The sequence below is a fragment of the Brotocaccenecus cirricatena genome (genome assembly GCF_020687045.1).
Classification (GTDB): Bacteria; Bacillota; Clostridia; order Oscillospirales; family Oscillospiraceae; genus Vescimonas; species Vescimonas cirricatena.
This window is the reverse complement of the sequence record NZ_JAJEPW010000006.1, coordinates 36,384-55,406: the sequence shown is the minus strand read 5'-3', so window position 1 is coordinate 55,406 and position 19,023 is coordinate 36,384. Positions and strand designations below refer to the sequence as shown.

General features: G+C 63.8%; 20 protein-coding genes. 9 read left to right on the top strand and 11 right to left on the bottom strand.

All coding sequences use genetic code 11. The features are described from left to right. The first annotated feature begins 106 nt into the window (after positions 1 to 106). The 4 genes from LKD37_RS03535 to nrdR all read left to right on the top strand — a co-directional run bounded on the left by LKD37_RS03535 (position 107) and on the right by nrdR (position 2,229). Positions 107 to 472, top strand: a complete 366-nt coding sequence (locus LKD37_RS03535; RefSeq protein WP_022177773.1) for a type II toxin-antitoxin system PemK/MazF family toxin — start codon at positions 107 to 109, stop codon at positions 470 to 472. 149 nt (positions 473 to 621) lie between these two features. Next, positions 622 to 1,134, top strand: a complete 513-nt coding sequence (locus LKD37_RS03530; RefSeq protein ID WP_302927961.1) for a hypothetical protein — start codon at positions 622 to 624, stop codon at positions 1,132 to 1,134. An 84-nt stretch (positions 1,135 to 1,218) separates the two neighbouring features. Next, positions 1,219 to 1,704: a hypothetical protein gene (locus LKD37_RS03525; RefSeq protein ID WP_302927960.1), complete on the top strand. Its 486-nt coding sequence runs from the start codon at positions 1,219 to 1,221 to the stop codon at positions 1,702 to 1,704. A 69-nt stretch (positions 1,705 to 1,773) separates the two neighbouring features. Continuing rightward, on the top strand, positions 1,774 to 2,229 hold the full coding sequence (nrdR, locus tag LKD37_RS03520) for a transcriptional regulator NrdR (RefSeq protein ID WP_302927959.1): 456 nt from the start codon (positions 1,774 to 1,776) through the stop codon (positions 2,227 to 2,229). A 3-nt stretch (positions 2,230 to 2,232) separates the two neighbouring features. Here the strand turns inward: nrdR and LKD37_RS03515 are convergent, their stop codons facing one another. Both LKD37_RS03515 and LKD37_RS03510 read right to left on the bottom strand, forming a co-directional pair. Continuing rightward, entirely contained in the window at positions 2,233 to 2,616 is a 384-nt protein-coding gene (locus LKD37_RS03515; RefSeq protein ID WP_302927958.1) for a DUF4363 family protein, read from the bottom strand. Continuing rightward, positions 2,613 to 3,290, bottom strand: coding sequence for a DUF421 domain-containing protein (locus tag LKD37_RS03510; protein ID WP_302927957.1), 678 nt, complete (start codon positions 3,288 to 3,290; stop codon positions 2,613 to 2,615). Before LKD37_RS03510 ends, LKD37_RS03515 begins: the two co-directional genes overlap by 4 nt. Before the next feature lie 336 nt (positions 3,291 to 3,626). On the opposite strand from LKD37_RS03510, the gene glmS reads away from it, so the two are divergent. The 4 genes from glmS to pepT all read left to right on the top strand — a co-directional run bounded on the left by glmS (position 3,627) and on the right by pepT (position 8,370). Next, positions 3,627 to 5,462 carry a glutamine--fructose-6-phosphate transaminase (isomerizing) gene (gene glmS, locus LKD37_RS03505; protein ID WP_302927956.1) on the top strand — a complete coding sequence of 612 codons (1,836 nt, stop codon included), beginning with the start codon at positions 3,627 to 3,629 and terminating at the stop codon, positions 5,460 to 5,462. A gap of 24 nt (positions 5,463 to 5,486) precedes the next feature. Then, positions 5,487 to 5,951, top strand: a complete 465-nt coding sequence (rimI, locus tag LKD37_RS03500; RefSeq protein WP_302927955.1) for a ribosomal protein S18-alanine N-acetyltransferase — start codon at positions 5,487 to 5,489, stop codon at positions 5,949 to 5,951. Next, positions 5,948 to 6,964 carry a tRNA (adenosine(37)-N6)-threonylcarbamoyltransferase complex transferase subunit TsaD gene (gene tsaD, locus LKD37_RS03495; protein WP_302927954.1) on the top strand — a complete coding sequence of 339 codons (1,017 nt, stop codon included), beginning with the start codon at positions 5,948 to 5,950 and terminating at the stop codon, positions 6,962 to 6,964. Before rimI ends, tsaD begins: the two co-directional genes overlap by 4 nt. Positions 6,965 to 7,161: 197 nt before the next feature. Next, entirely contained in the window at positions 7,162 to 8,370 is a 1,209-nt protein-coding gene (gene pepT, locus LKD37_RS03490) for a peptidase T (RefSeq protein ID WP_370686854.1), read from the top strand. Positions 8,371 to 8,448: 78 nt separating this feature from the next. On the opposite strand, the gene LKD37_RS03485 is transcribed toward pepT, so the two are convergent. From LKD37_RS03485 to LKD37_RS03450, 8 genes are all read right to left on the bottom strand, one after another. Then, entirely contained in the window at positions 8,449 to 10,911 is a 2,463-nt protein-coding gene (locus LKD37_RS03485) for an ATP-dependent Clp protease ATP-binding subunit (protein WP_431833231.1), read from the bottom strand. Positions 10,912 to 10,946: 35 nt separating this feature from the next. After that, the gene (locus LKD37_RS03480; RefSeq protein WP_302927952.1) at positions 10,947 to 11,393 is read right to left on the bottom strand and encodes a UvrB/UvrC motif-containing protein; all 447 of its coding nucleotides are present in this window, start codon (positions 11,391 to 11,393) and stop codon (positions 10,947 to 10,949) included. A gap of 24 nt (positions 11,394 to 11,417) precedes the next feature. After that, the gene (locus LKD37_RS03475) at positions 11,418 to 11,876 is read right to left on the bottom strand and encodes a CtsR family transcriptional regulator (protein ID WP_302927951.1); all 459 of its coding nucleotides are present in this window, start codon (positions 11,874 to 11,876) and stop codon (positions 11,418 to 11,420) included. 333 nt (positions 11,877 to 12,209) lie between these two features. Then, a complete protein-coding gene (locus tag LKD37_RS03470) occupies positions 12,210 to 13,304 on the bottom strand; it encodes an alginate O-acetyltransferase AlgX-related protein (protein ID WP_302927950.1) in 1,095 nt (364 codons plus the stop codon). A 10-nt stretch (positions 13,305 to 13,314) separates the two neighbouring features. Then, complete coding sequence (locus LKD37_RS03465) at positions 13,315 to 14,706, bottom strand: MBOAT family O-acyltransferase (RefSeq protein ID WP_302927949.1); 1,392 nt, start codon at positions 14,704 to 14,706, stop codon at positions 13,315 to 13,317. Between the two features lie 12 nt (positions 14,707 to 14,718). After that, a complete protein-coding gene (locus LKD37_RS03460) occupies positions 14,719 to 15,282 on the bottom strand; it encodes an LptM family lipoprotein (RefSeq protein ID WP_302927948.1) in 564 nt (187 codons plus the stop codon). 437 nt (positions 15,283 to 15,719) lie between these two features. After that, positions 15,720 to 16,283 carry an HD domain-containing protein gene (locus LKD37_RS03455; protein WP_302927947.1) on the bottom strand — a complete coding sequence of 188 codons (564 nt, stop codon included), beginning with the start codon at positions 16,281 to 16,283 and terminating at the stop codon, positions 15,720 to 15,722. A gap of 16 nt (positions 16,284 to 16,299) precedes the next feature. Beyond that, a complete protein-coding gene (locus LKD37_RS03450) occupies positions 16,300 to 16,782 on the bottom strand; it encodes a prolyl-tRNA synthetase associated domain-containing protein (protein ID WP_302927946.1) in 483 nt (160 codons plus the stop codon). Positions 16,783 to 16,963: 181 nt separating this feature from the next. On the opposite strand from LKD37_RS03450, the gene LKD37_RS03445 reads away from it, so the two are divergent. Continuing rightward, positions 16,964 to 17,752, top strand: a complete 789-nt coding sequence (locus LKD37_RS03445) for an HAD hydrolase family protein (RefSeq protein ID WP_302927945.1) — start codon at positions 16,964 to 16,966, stop codon at positions 17,750 to 17,752. A gap of 213 nt (positions 17,753 to 17,965) precedes the next feature. Here the strand turns inward: LKD37_RS03445 and gap are convergent, their stop codons facing one another. After that, positions 17,966 to 18,976 carry a type I glyceraldehyde-3-phosphate dehydrogenase gene (gene gap, locus LKD37_RS03440; RefSeq protein WP_302927944.1) on the bottom strand — a complete coding sequence of 337 codons (1,011 nt, stop codon included), beginning with the start codon at positions 18,974 to 18,976 and terminating at the stop codon, positions 17,966 to 17,968. Between the last annotated feature and the right edge of the window lie 47 nt (positions 18,977 to 19,023).

Here is a 19,023-nt window from a genome sequence, read left to right as displayed (position 1 = left end):
AGAATGAAGCGGGGCGGGAAAACCGGGTATAAATCCCCGGGCTGCGTGGGAGAATGAAAGTGACCCGTTTTTTCCGGGTACTTCTTCCGGCGGAGTGTGAACGTTTGTGGATACGAATGTCAAGCGCGGCGAAATTTATTATGCCGACCTGAGCCCGGTGGTAGGCAGCGAGCAGGGGGGTGTGCGCCCGGTGCTGATCGTGCAGAACGACACCGGCAACCGCCACAGCCCCACCGTCATTGCGGCGGCCATCACCTCCCAGATGGGCAAGGCCAAGCTGCCCACCCACATTGAGGTGGCGGCCCAGTGCTGCGGTCTGCCCAAGGATTCCGTGATCCTGCTGGAGCAGATCCGCACCCTGGACAAACGCCGCCTGCGGGAGCGGATGGGCCGGGTGGACGGCGCGGTGATGGAGCGGGTGGACGACGCCATTGCGGTGAGCTTCGGCCTGCCCCGCAGCAGATTGGTATAGCGGCCCGGCGGAGGGTACATAACCTTCCCCAGGCAGGAGCTCCCCCGGGAGAGGCATTTGTCTCTCCTGGGGGAGCTTTTTTGCCTTGACGGGGCCGCCTGGGCATGGTATCATAAGGTTTACAGAACATAAACAAAGGAGGCATGACCATGTATGAAGCATTTCGGGAGGCGCCGCAGTCCAAAAAGGACCGCAGCCGCCTGAAGCTGGGGCTGTGGATCACCCTGGCGGCAGTGCTGCTGGCGCTAACGGCCACGCCGCTTGTGTGGGCGTCCCGGCAGAGCGCGGGATACCGCCGGTATATGGACGCTCTGAACGGCAGCGTGCTGTATGCCCGGGAACATGACGGCGTGTGGCTGGAGCGGGCCGGCAGCCGCGTCCACTATCCTCAGCTGGCCGGGGCCGGTATCAGCGAAAAGCTCCGGCAGGCCGGAATGGGAAAGCGCCAGCAGGAGCTGCCGGAGGGAGAGGGTGTGACCCTGGACTTCGGCGACGGCAGTCTTCTGCGGCTGTGGGAGGTGCCGATCCGGGGCGGCTATACCCCTGAGGAGACCTTCGGCGTGTTCGTGGCTTATACCTATCCCGACGGAGAGACATACTGCTATGATACCGATAACCTGGGGTGGGACCGGGTGGTGGACAGCCTGCCCTCTGCCGGGTAAGGCGGGACGGGGCATCCCCGGCGGAGACTGTGCATACACTGGCACAGCCCCTGCCGGGGATGCTTTGATGGGGAGGCGCGCTGCATGACGTATCCTGTGTATATCGGGGACCGGGCCGCCGGGACCATGACGGTGACGGCGGCGGGGGAGGACCACCTGTTCGAGGTGATCTGCCATCCCCCGGAGCCGGGCCTGTGGCGGGTCTGGGTCCAGGGGGAGGGACAGCGGCTTTCACTGGGACTGCTGGAGGGCGGGCGTCTGCGCCGCCGGTTTTCCCGGCGGATCACCGGGCCGCTGGGGGCCATCCGGTGGGCCGGGGCGGAGTCCTGCGCCGCGAAGGACTCCCCGTGGCGGCCCGCCGGGCCGGAGGACTGCCCCCTGCCCCTGCCGCCGGGGAGTCTGTGCCGCCGGGAGGGGCGGCGGGTGCGGCTGGCCGCGCCCTATGACCGGGAGGGGCCGTTTCCCCTGACGGAGCTGTTCTGCCTGGCCCGGATCCGGGCCATGGACGGAGGCCTCTGGGCGGAATATCGCTTTGAGGACGGGTATCCTGTGCCGCCGGAGGAAAATTGAAATTTGCATATTCCGCCGCCATGTGCTATAATAAGCTGAACATTATCGCCATAGAGGAGGAATATGCCCATGAGATGTCCCTATTGCGGCTATCGCGAGAGCAAGGTGGTGGATTCCCGTCCCGCCGACGAGGGGGCCAGCATCCGCCGCCGGAGGGAGTGCCTGTCCTGCGAGAAGCGCTTCACCACCTATGAGACCGTGGAATATCTGCCCATGGTGGTGATCAAGAAGGACGGCAGCCGCCAGAGCTTCGACCGCAGCAAGGTGCTGCGGGGCATCCAGCGCTCCTGCGAAAAGCGCCCGGTGTCCGCGGCGGACATGGAGCGCATGGCCAGCGAGATCGAGCAGGAGCTGCAGAACTCCCTGGAGCGGGAGGTCAGCACCGTGGCTATCGGCGAAAAGGTCATGGAGAAGCTGAAAAAAGCCGACGAGGTGGCCTATGTCCGGTTCGCCTCGGTGTATCGCCAGTTCAAGGATATCAACACCTTCATGAGCGAGCTGAACAAGCTCCTGAGTGAGAAGTAAGGGCTACAGAATGTTCCGCAGGCTCAGGCGCTCCAGTTCGTCCAGCTGCTGCAGCTGCTGGCGCAGCTGGGCCAGCTCCGGCAGCAGGTCGTCCCCCTGCCGCAGGCGGCACAAGGTCCGGCAGCGGGTCAGCGTCACCTGGGCTGCGTCCAGGGTCTCGTGGTGGATGACCACATGGAGGAAGTCCTGGGCCGACTCCCAGTCGGCGGACAGGGCGTCCATGGCCTCCCGGGCCATGTCCCAGCGCTCCTGCTCCGCCAGCTGGGCGATCCGGTCCGCCTGGTCCATCCACCGGTTGGTCCGGCGGTTCAGAGCCGCCGCGTTGAGAATGCACAGGGCCAGCAGCACCGCCAGCACCAGTGAGGGCACGATCAGAAACCGCTTCATACGTCCTCCTTGGCCTGGCAGATCACGTTGCCCCCCTGGTCCAGGGACAGGAGAAACACCTGAGACGGGTCCGTCAAGTGCTCCCGCTTCAGCTGCTGCCGCAGCCACGCGTCGTCCACGTCCATTTTCTTCATATTGTCCCGCAGCAGCCGCCCGTCGTTGATCAGCAGCACCGGAAGAAGCTGCTCCGTGACGTTCAGGGACAGCTGACGGGGCGTTACCGGCTGGGCCTGGGACCGCAGAAGCACCGACACCTGGCCGCTGGTCTCCAGGACGGCGCACTGCACGTCCTTCAGGTCGGTGACCCCCTGGCCCCGCAGCTCCTCCAGAAGCTCGTCCACCGTCATGCGGTTGTGGCGCATGGCCCGCTGCTGGAGCTTCCCGTACCGGACGACGATGGCCGGTTCCCCGCAGATCAGGGACCGGAACCGCCCGCTGCGGAAGCTGATATAGCTTAAAAGCGTGGTCAGGGCCAGCAGGGTCAGAATGGGCACCACGCCGTTGATCAGCGGCGAGTCGAAGTCCTGCATGGGCACCGACGCCAGGTCCGACAGCAGCATGGTCAGCACCAGCTCAATGGGCTCCAGCTCGCCGATCTGGCGCTTGCCGGTCAGGCGCAGCCCCGCGATCAGCAGCAGATACAGGATGATGGTGCGGAAAAAAGCAGTGGCCATGAGCATTCCCCCTTCTATGGCCAGTATGCGCCGATGAGAGAAAGTTATACCGAGGCAACCGGCCCCAGGCCGTTTGATATACAGAACGCAGAACCGGAGAAAGGAGGTACCCCGGGAAAATCCCATACCAAGCGCCATGTGCCTGCCCTTCCGGCAGGATAACGAGGAGGAGAGAGGATCGAACCTTCGGCGGGAGCTCTCCCGCGCCGTCCGGGCGCGCACGCAGCGGGCAAATATGCGGGTGACCGCAAAACAGAGACGCTGCGACCGGAAATCGAGGCAAATTGTCTGCGTATTTGTCCTCCCCATTATCAGAAATCAGGAGGAATCATCAATATGTGTGGAATCGTAGGATATGTTGGCCATCAGGAGGCCGCCCCCATTCTGCTGGACGGGCTGGAGCGGCTGGAATACCGGGGCTATGACTCCGCCGGTATCGCCGTGTGCGGCGATGGCGTGCTGCGCCTTTGCAAGAAAAAGGGCCGGGTGGCGGCTCTGCGGGAGCTGACCCATGACGGCGGGGACCTGCCCGGCACCCTGGGCATCGGACACACCCGCTGGGCCACCCACGGCGAGCCCAACGACGTCAACGCCCATCCCCATATGAGCCAGAGCGGCAAGTTCGCCGTGGTCCACAACGGCATCATCGAAAACTTCATCACCCTGAAGGAGGAGCTGCAGCAGAAGGGCTATGTGTTCCAGTCCGAGACGGACACGGAGGTGGTGGCCCAGCTGCTGGACTATTACTACAGCGATTGCGGCGACTTTTTCGAGGCCATGAACCGCCTGCTGCACGCGGTGGACGGGGCCTATGCCCTGGGCATTATCTGCGCCGACTATCCCGACCGGCTGGTGGCCGCCCGGAAGGACGCCCCCCTGCTGCTGGGCTTCGGCGATGGGGAGAACTTCATCGCCTCCGACGTGACGGCCCTGATCCGCCACACCCGGGACATCGCCTATATGGACGACGGGGAGCTGGCCATTCTGTCCCGCAGCGGCATCCGGGTATACGACCGCCAGCTGCGCCCGGTGGAGAAGAAGCACCACCATGTGGACTGGGAGGTGGACGCCGCCGAAAAGGGCGGCTACGCCCACTTCATGCTCAAGGAGATCATGGAGCAGCCCGCCGCCATCCGCAAGGCCACCGCTGCCCGGATCCAGGGGGGCCGCGTGGTGCTGCAGGACCTGACCATGACCCCGGAGCAGATCCGGGCCATGGGCCGCATCTACATCGTGGCCTGCGGCTCGTCCTACCACGTGGGCATGGTGGGCAAATATAACCTGGAGCGGATGCTGCGGCGCAGCGTGGAGGTGTGCCTGGCCTCCGAGTTCCGGTATGCCGACCCCATCGTGGGGGAGGGGGACCTGGTCATCGTCATCAGCCAGTCCGGCGAGACCCTGGACACCATGGCCGCCCTGCGGGAGGCCAAGAAGCGGGGCGCCCGCATTCTGTCCATCGTCAACGTGGTGGGCTCCTCCATCGCCCGGGAGTCCGACGACGTGCTGTATACCTGGGCCGGGCCGGAGATCGCCGTGGCCACCACCAAGGCCTACAGCACCCAGATGGCGGTGCTGAACCTGCTGGGCCTGTATTTCGGCGAGGTCATGGGCACCGTGGACTATGAGACCTACACCGCCATGGTCCGGGATATCCTGGCCCTGCCGGAGAAGCTGGAGCAGGTGCTGGCCCAGGCGGACCGGATCCGGGAGATGGCCAAGGATTTCGCCGGACGGGACGACGTGTTCTTCATCGGCCGGAACCTGGACTATGCCCTGAGCATGGAGGGCAGCCTGAAGCTCAAGGAGATCAGCTATATCCACTCCGAGGCCTACGCCTCCGGTGAGCTGAAGCACGGCACCATCTCCCTGATCGAGGAGGGAACGCCGGTCATCGCCCTGAGCACCTACGGGCCTCTGTTTGACAAGGCCATGAGCAACGTGGTGGAGGTCCAGGCCCGGGGCGCCAACGTCCTGGCCCTGACCACTGAGACCCACCGGGACGCCATGGCCGCCCGGACGCCCCGGGTGCTGACGGTGCCGGACGTGGAGCCTATGCTGCTGCCCCAGCTGGGGGTGGCTCCCCTGCAGCTGCTGGCGTACTACATCGCCCTGGAGCGGGGCTGCGACATCGACAAGCCCCGGAACCTGGCCAAGAGCGTCACCGTGGAGTAAAAATCGCAATACACCGAGGGAATTATGAACAACATCAGAATCGTACCCATGACGGCGGACCATCTGGACGCCCTGGAGCAGCTGGAGCGCACCTGCTTCTCCCGGCCCTGGTCCCGGAAGATGCTGGCCGAGGAGCTGGACAACCAATGCGCCGCCTTTTTAGTGGCGGAGGACGCCGCCACCGGCCAGGTGATCGGCTATGCCGGGCTGCTGGTGGCCGCCGACGAGGGGTACATCACCAATGTGGCGGTGTTTCCCCCGTATCGCCGCCGGGGCGCGGCGGGAAAGCTCCTGGACGTGTTCCTGCGCTTTGCCCGGGCCAACCATCTGGCGTTTTTGACCTTAGAGGTGCGGCCCAGCAACGCCGCCGCCATCGCCCTGTATACCCGGTTCGGCTTCCGGGAGGCCGGACGCCGCCGGAACTACTATGACCTGCCCAAGGAGGACGCCCTGATCCTGACCCGGACCTTTGAGGAGGATGACCAGTGAATATTTTAGCATTTGAATCCTCCTGCGACGAGACCGCTGCGGCGGTGGTGCGGGACGGGCGGACGGTGCTGTCGGATGCCATTTTGTCCCAGGCGGATATGCACGCGCTGTATGGCGGCGTGGTGCCGGAGATCGCCTCCCGGAAGCACGTGGAGGCCATTGCCGGGCTGTCGGACCAGGCGCTGCGGGAGGCGGGCCTGACCCGGCGGGACATTGACGCCGTGGCCGTGACCTACGCCCCGGGCCTTATCGGCGCGGTGCTGGTGGGGGTCAGCTTCGCCAAGTCCGCCGCCTATGCCCTGGGGGTGCCCCTGATTCCGGTGCACCACGTCCGGGGCCACATCGCCGCCAATTATCTGGCCTTTCCGGAGCTGGAGCCGCCGTTTCTGGCCCTGGCCATGTCCGGCGGCAACACCCTGATCGTGGACGTGAAGGGCTACACGGATATGGAGGTCCTGGGTGCCACCCGGGACGACGCGGCAGGGGAGTGCTTCGACAAGGCCGCCCGGGTGCTGGGCCTGCCGTACCCCGGCGGGGAGCCCATGGACCAGCTGGCCGCCCGGTCACCGGGCGGGAAATACGTCCTGCCCCGGGCCCATGTGGAGAGTGCGCCCCTGGACATGAGCTTCTCGGGCCTGAAAACCGCCGTGGTGAACCTGGCCCACAACGCCCAGCAGAAGGGGGAGCCTCTGGACGCCGCCGCCCTGGCCCATGACTTCAACCAGGCGGTGTCCGACGAGCTGGTGCCCCGGGCCATGGAGGCCGCCCGTCTCCGGGGCCGCCGGTGCATCGTGGCCGCCGGAGGGGTGGCCGCCAACACCATCATCCGGGGAGACCTGGAGAGGGCCTGTGAAAAGGCCGGGTACCGCCTGTACCTGCCGCCCCTGCGGCTGTGCGGCGACAACGGCGCCATGATCGGGGCCCAGGGATACTATGAGTATCTGGCGGGCCGCCGGGCGGGGCTGGACCTGAACGCCTACGCCACCATGGAGCTGGACGACATCTTCTATTGAGAAAAAGCGCCCCCGGCGGATTTCCGCCGGGGGCGCTTTGCACGGATCTGCCTGTTTCGTTTTGTCCCGCTTCCGCCCGGGACAAAACCGGCCCTGCCCGGGACGTCCCTCTTTGTCCCGGGACGGCTTCCCCCGGATTGACGGCGGGGCGGCGGGTGTGTTATACTGGGGGCAAATCCAATTTACGGAGGGAAACCATCATGGAAGTTACCCAGCGTTTTCTGAAATATGTGTCCTTCGACACCACCTCCAGCGAGACGTCGGACACCGTCCCCACCACCGACCACCAGAAGGTTCTGGGCCGGTATCTGGCCCAGGAGCTGGCAGAGCTGGGCCTGGAGGGGGCCCACATGGACGACAACGGCTATGTGTATGCCCTGCTGCCCGCCACCCCCGGGTGCCAGGCTCCGGCCCTGGGCCTCATCGCCCACATGGACACCTCCCCCGCCGTCAGCGGGGCGGACATCCATCCGGAGATCGTCACCTATCAGGGCGGGGACCTGCCCTTGAAGAAGGCCGGGAGCCTGAAGGTGAAGGACTTCCCCTTCCTGGAGCGGTACATCGGCCAGGAGCTGATCGTCACCGACGGCACCACCCTGCTGGGAGCCGACGACAAGGCCGGCGTGGCGGAGATCGTCACCGCCTGCGAATACCTGCTGGCCCATCCGGAGGTCCCGCACCGGGCCATCGCCGTGTGCTTCACCCCCGACGAGGAGGTGGGCAAGGGCGCCGATCACTTTGATCCGGAAAAGTTCCCCGCCCAGGCGGCCTACACCGTGGACGGCGGCGAGCTGGGGGAGATCGAGTACGAGAACTTCAATGCCGCCGCCGTGACCCTGACGGTGGAGGGCGTGAACATCCATCCCGGCTCCGCCAAGAACAAGATGAAAAATGCCATCCTGCTGGCCAACCAGTTCATCTCCCTGCTGCCTGCGGCGGAGGCTCCCGCCCACACGGAGGGCTACGAGGGCTTCTACCATGTGACGGACCTGGCCGGAAACGAGAGCCAGGTGGTGCTGCACGCCATCATCCGGGACCACGACCTGGAGAAGTTCAACGCCCGGAAGGCCTTTGTGGAGCGGCTGACCGCCTATCTGAACGATCAGTGGGGCCAGGGCACCTTCCGCCTGGACATGAAGGACAGCTATTACAACATGAAGGAGAAGATCCGGCCCCATATGGAGCTGATCGAAAACGCCAAGGCCGCCATGGAGGCCGTGGGCGTGGAGCCGGTAATCGTTCCCATCCGGGGCGGCACCGACGGGGCGCGGCTCTCCTGGGAGCGGGACATTCCCTGCCCCAACCTGTGCACCGGCGGTGCAAACTTCCACGGCGTCCATGAGTTCATCCCCGTGCCGTCCATGGAAAAGATGGTGCAGGTGCTGGTGGAGCTGGTGAAGGCGTAAAACACTTTGTTCAAAAAGGGCTTTGCTCTTTTGGGACAGTTAATCATGCCCGGCGGCTTTTGCCGCCGGGCATGATTTTTACTTTTCGATGACCACCTTGTCGTCCTTCAGACGGACGTGGGCGGTGTCGCCGGACTTCAGCTGACCATCCAGCATCTGTTCGGCCACCACGTCCTCCACTTCATTCTGGAGGGTGCGGCGCAGGGGACGGGCGCCGTAGCGGGAATCGAAGCCGTCCTTGGCCAGAGCGGCCACGGCATCGTCGTCCGCCTGGAGGGTGATGCCCTGGGCGGCCATGCGGCTGCCGATGGTATCCAGCATCCGGCGGGCGATGCTGCGGATGTTCTCCTCCGTCAGCTGGTGGAACACGATGATCTCGTCGATACGGTTCAGGAACTCCGGACGGAAGGTCTGGCGCAGCTCCGCCATAACGGCGTCCTTGATGCGTGCAAACCGCTCCTCCTCGGTGCGCTTGGCCGCCTCACCGCTGCCGTCAAAGCCCAGAGGCGTGTCGGCGGCGGTAATATTCTTGGCCCCCACGTTGGAGGTCATGACGATGATGGTGTTCTTGAAGTCCACCCGGCGGCCCTGGGAGTCGGTGACAATGCCATCCTCCAGAATTTGCAGCAGGATGTTCCACACATCGGGGTGGGCCTTCTCGATCTCGTCGAACAGCACCACGGAATAGGGCTTACGGCGCACCTTTTCCGTCAGCTGGCCGCCCTCCTCGTGACCCACGTATCCGGGAGGCGAACCCACCAGACGGGACACCGTGTGCTTCTCCATGTACTCGGACATGTCGATGCGGATCATGGCATTCTCGTCGCCGAACATGGCCTCGGCCAGGGTCTTGCACAGCTCGGTCTTGCCAACGCCAGTGGGGCCCAGGAACAGGAAGGAGCCGATGGGCCGCTTGGGATCCTTCAGACCCACACGGCTGCGGCGGATGGCCTTGGCCACGGCGGCCACGGCCTCGTCCTGGCCCACCACCCGCTCATGCAGGACCTTCTCCAGCTGCAGCAGCCGCTGGCTTTCGTCTTCCGTCAGGCGGGTGACGGGAATGCCGGTCCAGCCGGCCACCACCTTGGCGATGTCGTCCTCGGTGACGGTGCCGCGGTTGGCGGACATCTGCTTGTGCCACTTGTCGCGCTCAATTTCCACCTGCTCCTGATAGTCCTTCTCGATATCCCGCAGCTGGGCGGCCTTCTCGAAGTCCTGGGCGGTGACGGCCTCCTCCTTCTCCCGGTGCAGGGCGGCGATCTTCTCCTCCAGATCCTTCAGATCGGGGGAGGCGGACTCGGCGGACATACGCACCTGGCTGGCGGCCTCGTCCATCAGGTCGATGGCCTTGTCCGGCAGGAAACGGTCGTTGATATACCGGCGGGACAGCCGCACGGCGGCCTCCAGGGCCCCGTCGGTGATGGTCAGGTGATGGTGGGCCTCATACTTGTCCCGCAAGCCCTTCAGGATCTCCAGCGTGGCCTCGGGAGAGGGCTCGCCCACGGTGATGGGCTGGAACCGGCGCTCCAGGGCGGCGTCCTTCTCAATGTACTTGCGGTACTCGTTGAGGGTGGTGGCGCCGATGACCCGGATCTCGCCCCGGGACAGAGCAGGCTTGAGGATGTTGGCGGCGTCCACCGCGCCCTCGGCGGAGCCTGCGCCCACGATGGTGTGCAGCTCGTCGATGAACAGGATGACGTTGCCGGCCTTCTTCACCTCGTTGATGGTGTTCTTGATGCGCTCCTCAAACTCGCCCCGGTACTTGGTACCGGCCACCATGCCGGACAGGTCCAGGGACAGGACCCGCTTGTCCAGCAGGTCCTCGGGCACGTCGGCGGCCACGATGCGCTGGGCCAGGCCCTCGGCGATGGCGGTTTTGCCCACGCCGGGCTCACCGATCAGCACGGGGTTGTTCTTGGTGCGGCGGGACAGGATCTGGATGACCCGGGCGATCTCCTTTTCCCGGCCGATGACAGGGTCCAGCTTCCCGCTGCGGGCGGCCTCGGTCAAATCGCGGGTAAACTCCGCCAGAGCGCCGCCCTTCTTGCCGTCCTCCCGGGAGGGAGCGGCGGAATTGCCGCCTGCGGCGGCTGCGGCCCGGGGCGCTTCGTTGATCTTTTTCACCACGGCGCTGTACAGCTTCTTGGGGTCGATGCCCACGGTGCGCAGCACCCGGATGGCCATATTGTTGCCCTCACGCAGCAGGCCCATCAGCAGATGCTCGGTACCAATGTAGCCCGCGCCGGTGCGGGACGCTTCGGACACGGCCAGCTCCACGGCGCTCTTGGCCCGGGGGGTCAGCCCCTGGGAGGGAGCCGCGCCGGAAAGGCCGGTGCCCACGCTGCGATGCAGCACATCGCAGATCATATCATCGGTGAGGCCCGCTTCCTCCAGGACGCGGTGGGCAATGCCCTCCTCCTCACGCATCAGGCCCAGCAGCAGGTGCTCGCTGCCCACATAGCCGTGGCCCATTTCCTCGGCGGCCTCCTGGGCCAGCCGCAGGGATTCCTCCGCACGGGGGGTGAATTTATTTTCCATCATAGTTTACACTTCCTTTCGGTTGATCGGCGTAACGCTTACGCCTGGGGCAGGGACCGCAGCTGGTCCCGGAGCTTAGCGGCTTCCTCGAAGTTCTCGGTTTCCACGGCGTGGCGCAGCTGGGTCTCCAGGGCGTTGCGCTGGCGCTGGCGGCTGAGCTTCTCCCGCTCATCGCCCTGGACCAGGTTGTCCTCCCGGGGCTCCTCCGCCGCGCGGCGGGCCTGCTGGGTCACGTCCACGGGTTCCGGGAACTCCGTCAGCAGGCGGCTACCGAAGCCGCCCAGCAGGGGCTCCAGCATCCGGAAGGGACGGGTGAAGAAATCGTCATCGTCCCAGAAGCTGCTCATCATGGGGCGGCGCATATCCTGCACCAGGCCCAGCTGACGGGCGCATTCGGGGCACAGATGGCTCTCCATGACCCGGCCGTTGATGTTGCTCTTATAGTAAAACGTTGCTTCGTTCTTTCCGCAGTTCTGACATTTCATAATGATTGCCTCCTTATTGAAAACTCAAACCAGGTGGATCAGCACCTGCTTGAAAATACTGGCCCGGAGATCGTCCCGCCGGTCCTTGGGAACGGAGCGGAGGGAATTGTCGGACACGGCCCACAGAAGGGTCTGCGCCACGTTCCGCTCCACCGCCTGGGATTGGACCAGGTTTGAAAGAATGGCCCGGGCGCTGGCCAGGTCCAGCGTATCGCCCACGGAGTTGATGACGTGCATCAAAAGCGTGTGGCGATCCACCTGCACCCGGGTGATGCGGATGTAGCCCCCGCCGCCCCGGCGCGACTCCACAATGTAGCCGTGCTCCGGAGAAAACCGGGTGGACATCACATAATTGATCTGGCTGGGGACGCAGCCAAAGCGTTGGGCCAGGTCGCTGCGCTGCAGCTCCAGAACCCCGTTGGCCTCCTCCAGCTCCGCCTGGATGAACCGGGCGATCATATCCGATGTACCCAAGCCCTTCACTTCCTTTCTGTTTCGATTCGGTCTATCTGACTTTGCCTTTCTTTGACCTTTGGCTATAGTATACCACCGGGTTTCAAAATGTCAATAGGATATTTTGACTTTCTTTGACCTTTTCTGTAAACAAATTGTAAACGAGAAAACCGCCCCTGCGGAGGCAGGCGGCGGGGAGACTGTCGAAAAACTCGGAGATTTTCCGCCATCGGAAAGGAAGATAGTTACGAAAGAAACCCATCAGGGGTGTCTTTCGTTTGCAATCACAGGTTTTTCAGAACTTTTTAAGTTCTGAAAAACCGCACTCAGCTTGTCAAAAAGGCTTTTTTGACAAGCTGAGAATTATTTCAGGGTGCTGCTGTTGTTCAGCACACCGGTGCTGTACAGAAACAGCACGTCCTGATCGGTGAAGGTCAGATAACGGCCCAGCTGGGTGGGGGACAGATAGCGGATATCCACCAGAGTGACCCTGCTGTAGCCCTCCAGCAGCAACGGGGCCAGGCTGGAGGCGAAGGAATCCCGGAAGATCACCAGCTCCCGGTCCGTCCGGGCGTTGGGACTCTCCACCGTCAGCAGGGACACGGACCCGGACAGAAACAGCTCATACGGGTCGCTGCCCCGGGCCTTTTCCAGGTCGTACACCGGGCCTTCCCCGCCGGTCTCATAATTGGTGACCCGGCAGGCGGCGATGGTGTCGTTGGTGAGATAGCGCAGGGTCTCCCCGGCCAGGGGCAGGGCCGCGTACCCGGAATACACCCCATAGAAGGGGCGGTCCAGGGTCACCTCCGTGTAATCCGCGGCGGCGTCCGCCCCCATGGCGGCGGCCAGATACCGGGCCGCGGCAGGAAGCCGCTCCTGCCGCCAGTGGGTGTCGGTGCGGTAATAGTCCTCCAGGGTCAGCCGGTCAAACAGGTCGATATACGTCATCTCCGGCGTGCCCTCCCGCAGCCGGGACACCAAGGCGTCATAGTCCATGGCCGGGCGGCCGGAGGCCGGGGCCAGGAAATACCCCTTGTCCGGGATCACGGAGAGATAGACGTTGGCCTCCGTCCCGGCCAGATAGGTGTCGTACACATACTGGAAGCGCTGGGCGGCCCGGTCCACGGAACCGGTGTTCAGGGGGAAGTCCAGCTTGGCGGCATAGCCCCCGGAGAGATACACCCCGTCCACGTCCCGCTGGCCCAGCAGGTCATAGGACACCAGGGAGCGCAGGGTACGGAACTGCTCCCGCAGGGGGAACTGGTCGGCGGCGGCGTGCTCCAGCTTGCCGGCATACTGGCCGGACAGGAAGCCGGAGACGGTAAGCTCCGGCCACTGGGCCAGGGGGCGGCGCTCCGCCTGGGACACGTCCCCCGGGGTCCGCAGCAGGCCCCACAGGCCGAAGCCCGCCAGAAAGCCCGCCAGCAGGCACACGGTGATGATTTGCTTGGTCTTCATGTGCACCTCCTCAGAACCGGAAATACAGGAAGGGATTGGCGGAGCCGCTGACCAGAAACGCCGTGCACACCGCCAGCAGGGCCAGCAGCGCCGCAGGCTCCAGCGCGTCCAGCACCCGCCCGGCCCGTCCGGCGGCGATCCGGCGGCACAGGGCGGCAGGCAGCGGCGTGGAGCCAAGGGCAGCGATCAGCAGCACCGGGGCATAGCTGCGCAGATAGTAGAGGGCGCCGCTGTCCCACAGGGGCAGGCCCCCCAGGCCCAGCAGGCCCCCGGCAGTCCCCAGGGCGGCGGGGACAGACGCGGCATCAAACAGCACGAAGCTGAAAAGCGCCGCCAGCAGCACATACACATGGCCCAGCAGCGGGACACGCTTCAGCCACCGGCCCAGAAACAGCTTTTCCAGCAGCAGGAACGCGGCAAAATACAGGCCCCAGGCCACGAAGTTCCAGGCGGCCCCGTGCCACAGGCCCGTCAGGCCCCACACGATCACCAGGTTCCGCACCCAGCGTCCCAGCCGCACCCGGTTGCCGCCCAGGGGGATATACACATAGTCCCGGAACCAGGACCCCAGACTGATGTGCCAGCGCCGCCAGAATTCCGTGAGACTGCCGGACACAAAGGGATAGCGGAAGTTCTCGGCAAAGCGGAAGCCCATGATGCGGCCCAGGCCGATGGCCATGTCGCTGTAGCCGGAGAAGTCGAAGTACACATGGAGCATATACGCCGCGGCGTACAGCCAGGTCAGTAGCACCGTTTTCTGCCCGCTCTGCTGATACACCGTCACCAGCTCATACAGGACGTTGGCAAGCAGTACCTTTTTCCCCAGGCCCAGCACAAAGCGGCGGGCCCCCAGAGCCGCGTCCTGCACCGTGTGGGTGCGGCTTCGCAGCTGGGGGGCCACGTCGGCGTAGCGGACGATGGGGCCCGCCACCAGCTGGGGGTACATGGCGATATACGCCGCCAGGTCAATGAGGTTCCGCTGGGCCGGGGCGTCCCCCCGGTACACGTCGATGACATAGCTGAGGATCTGGAAGGTATAGAAGCTGATGCCGATGGGCAGGGCCATCCGCAGCAGAGGCACCGACAGGCCGGTGACGGCGTTGAAGCCGGAGATCAGGAAGTCGGCATACTTACAGTAGGCCAGCATCCCCAGGCTCAGCACGGCGGACAGGGTCAGCAGCAGCCGCTTCCGCCGGGGATACCGCTCCATGAGCCGGGCGGCGGCATAGCCCTGTAAAATGGCGGCGGCCATAAACAGCACAAATCGGGGCTCGCCCCAGGCGTAGAACACCAGACTGCACAGCAGCAGCGCGGCGTTTTTCAGCCGCCGGGGGACCAGGAAGTAAAGCCCCAGGGCGCAGGGAAGAAAATAAAAGAGAAACGGCAGACTGGAAAACAGCATGGCTGCGGCGGATTACTGGAGGGGCTCGTCGCAGGCGGTCTGAACGCCGGTGTAGGTGGCGGTCATGGTGTTGACAAAGTCGTCCACCAGGTCGTCGGCGCCGAACAGCGCCACTACATACTCGCCATAGGTGAGGACCACCAGCTTGTCAGGGAAGCCGCACATCCACTGGGTGTTCTGGACATTCTGGCGCAGAGCGTCGGCCACAGCGGAGACGTCGCCGCTGTTTTTCACATGGAACGCGCCGCAGGTAAAGCTGTTGGCGTTCATCATGTGGGTCAGCGACGCGGCGTCGTCAATGAGATCGGCCTTGTCGGCGGGGAAGTGCAGCATATAGTCCAGATTGTCGGCATCGTCCACCGGGAAAGCGCCGGGGGCGTTGTCTACGGGGTTATCCAGGCTGCCGCCCACCACGGAGAACTTCTCGCTTTCGGGATAGGCGTTCCACACGGCGGTCAGCAGGTCCACGGCGCTGACGGGGAAGCCGCCGTTGACGTCGCCGCCCTTCTGGGAGGAGCAAGCCGCCAGGGACAGGACCATCACCAGGGCCAGCAGCATAGTGAGAAACTTTTTCATACTAAAAATACTCCTTTGTTATCGTTTTCAAAAGCCATCCGTGCATTTTTGAAGGGCTATTGGCAATGCATCATATCATATTCCCGGCGAAAAGGCAAGCCAGGACGCAAAGATTTTATCAAAAAGGTGTCCCCCACCCCTGTGCTCCCCCATACTTTACAAATCCTTTACTTGACGCAGGGGGCCGGGCCTGGTATAATATTTCCAATCGAATACCGCTGTGAGGGAGTAATTCCGCCCCGCTTTGGGGTTAGGCAGTTTCGTCAAAACGGCGCTTCTGCGCCCGGACTGCTTTGAAAGAATGAGACTCATGCATAGGCCTTGCCTGTGCATGAGTCTTTTATTTTCCTCCGGCGGGTATGATCCTACTATAAGGAGTGAAGCGTATGCACAAGGAGTACAACCAATCCCCCCGGCCGGGGCGGGGGGACTGCCGTTTATTGTTCGTTGGCGATCTTCTCCTCCGTTTCCCGGAGGATGGCCTGCCGCAGGCGGGTCAGATAGGGGGACCAGGCGGCGTTTTCCATGGCGTAGGTGCGGTTCAGGTCGTATTCCCGAGGCTCCCAGGTGTCGATGGGGGACTCGTTGTGCTGGATCACGGCCTCAAATTTGTCCAGGGCCTTATAGATGCGGGACTCCGGAGTCTCCTGGGCGGCCATCTCCCGGTACAGGGCGCGCATCTCCGTTCCATAAGGGGCGGGCAGGGTGTCCACCCACTCATGCAGCAGCCGCTCCTCCCGTACCTCGTCCTCCGCCGTTTTGCGGAAGGTGGGGATATCGCCGGTGAAGCACTCCCCCAGGTCGTGGATCAGGCACATGCGGATGACCCGGTCCATATCCGCCTGCGGAAACTCGTCCCGCAGCCAGAAGGCCATCAGGGCGATGCGCCAGCTGTGCTCTGCCACGCTTTCCGGGCGGCGGTGAGAGGTGCAGCAGTGGCGGGTGGTGTCCTTCAGCCGCTCCGCTGTGTGCAGAGCGGCCAGCAGATCGGTGGGATTCATGGCGGACCTCCTTACCTCAGATCTCTGCCCACTGGACCGGGGAGCCGTGCTCCCGCAGCAGGTCCAGCAGGTCCCGGGTGGACAGCCACACGGTGGCGGTGTTGTCGTTGGGGTGAACGCCGATGCGGCCTCCCTCGAAATCCCGGTCCAGATAGAACTGCACCGACCGGTCCGGATCGTTCAGCAGGCCCAGAGGCGTCACGGACCCGGGGGCCAGGTGCAGCCGGGCCATCAGGTCCTCTGGGGAGGCGAAGCTCAGCCGGGTAGTGCCGTGGCGGCGCTGAAACTCCTTCAGGTCTACCCGCTTGTCGTGGCGGATGGTGATGAGATAGTAATTCTGCTTTTTGGCGTCCCGGACGAAGATGTTCTTGGCATCGTCCTCCGGATACGGCATATCCACGGCGGCGCACTCCTCCATATTGAACACCGCCGGGTGCTCGGTGATCTCAAAGGCCACGCCCCGGGCCCGGAGATAGTCATAGGTTTCCTGCTTGGTCATGGGATGCTCCTCCTTGGATGCTCTGGCAATTTTGCTTTATTGTAGCAGAGGGCGGCAGCCATTGCAAGCCCGGGAAAAACTCCCGTCCGCCGGGGCGGCACATTTGTGCATTATGCGGATTCCCTTTCGGGGGAAATTGCCGTACAATGAATGGGAAAATATACAGGGAGAGAACCGGAATATGAGCATTATTTTCTTTGACATCGACGGCACCGTCATGGACCTGGACGGCACCATTCCCCCCTCCGCCGTGACGGCGGTGCGGCGGCTGCGCCAGGCGGGGCACCACTGCGTCATCAACACCGGGCGGCCCAGGCTTGCCCTGGACCCGCAGCTTATGGACATGGATTTTGACGGACTGGTGTGCTCCTGCGGCCAGTATATCCAGTTGGACGGGAAGATCATCCGCCATGTGGGCTTCGACCGGGAGACCAGCCGGAAAATCCTGGAGATCGGCCGCCGGTGCCGGGTGGATATGTACTTTGAGGAGGCGGAGCGCATCTGGTGCGACACCCCACACGGCGTCGTGAACCGGGAGCTGCGGGGTGCCATCGCCCGGCTGGAGGCCCGGGGCGTCCGGGTGGGACAGCCCGACGGAGACCCGGACTTCCACTTTGACAAGGTGTGCGTGCTGACGGCGCCGGACAGCCTCCGGGAGGAGTTCCTGGCGGAGGTGGCCCCCATGTGCCAGGTCATCGACCGGGGCAACATGCTGGAGCTGCCGGTGCGGGGGTATTCCAAGGCCTCCGGCTGCCTGGCGGTGGCCCAGGCCCTGGGTGAGGACCTGGCCGACTGCTATGCCATTGGCGACAGCGCCAACGACCTGGAGATGCTGCAATGCGTGGGACACCCGCTGGTGATGGGCAATGCCCCGGCCCGGGTGCAGGCGGTGGCGGAGTATGTCACCGGCACCCCGGCGGAGGACGGCCTGTACCACGCCATGGTCCACGCGGGCCTGCTGGCGGAATAACCGCCCTTTTCCCGACAACCGGATATATATCAAAGCCGCCCGGCGGGGGAGTTCCCCCCGCCGGGCGGCTATTTTTACACTCAAAGGGTGCCGGTGCGGCGCTTATATTTGTATATCCCCTTGCCGGAGGACGGAAAAAACGCCGCCCAGGATGGACGGCGTTTTTTCCGGAACAAAAAGAAGGAAAACAATAAAAGGGGAAATTGGCTGGATTTACTTGTGATCCACGGAATACATGTGCTCAATGAGGCACAGGATCTTATCGGAATAGCCGATCTCGTTATCGTACCAGGAGACCACCTTCACGAAGGTGTCGGTCAGGGCGATACCGGCCTTGGCGTCGAAAATAGAGGTGTGGGTGTTGCCCAGGAAGTCGGAGGACACCACGGGCTCGTCGGTGTAATCCAGAATGCCCTTCAGCTGGCCCTCGGCGGCCTCCTTCATGGCGTCGCAGATCTCGTCATAGCTGGCGGGCTTCTCCAGGTTCACAGTCAGGTCCACCACGGACACGTCCAGGGTGGGCACGCGCATGGACATACCGGTGAGCTTGCCGTTCAGGCTGGGGATCACCTTGCCCACGGCCTTGGCAGCGCCGGTGGAGCTGGGGATGATGTTGCCGGAAGCGGCGCGGCCGCCCCGCCAATCCTTCACGGACACACCGTCCACGGTTTTCTGGGTGGCGGTGGTGGAGTGAACGGTGGTCATCAGGCCGTCGGCAATGCCGAAGTTATCGTGCAGCACCTTGGCAATGGGGGCCAGGCAGTTGGTGGTGCAGCTGGCGTTGGACACGAAGGTCATATCGGAGGTGTAGCTGTCCTGGTTCACGCCCATAACGAACATGGGGGTGTCGTCCTTGGAGGGGGCGGACATGACCACATGCTTGGCGCCGGCCTCGATATGGCCCTTGGCCTTGTCCTTGGTCAGGAACAGACCGGTGGACTCGATGACGTACTCCGCGCCGATCTCCTTCCAGGGCAGGTTGGCGGGGTCACGCTCGGCGTACACGGGAATCACGTGGCCGTCCACGATGATGGAATTATCGCCGGAGGACACCTGGGCATTGATCCTGCCGTGCATGGTGTCATACTTCAGCATATAGGCCAGGTAATCGGCGGGACACAGGTCGTTGATGCCCACGATCTCGATCTCGGGGTGCTGCAGGCTGCAGCGCAGGACCATGCGGCCGATGCGGCCAAAACCATTGATGCCGACTTTGATGCTCATATAAACACAGCTTCCTCTCCGTAATGGAATATATCAAATGTATGGTA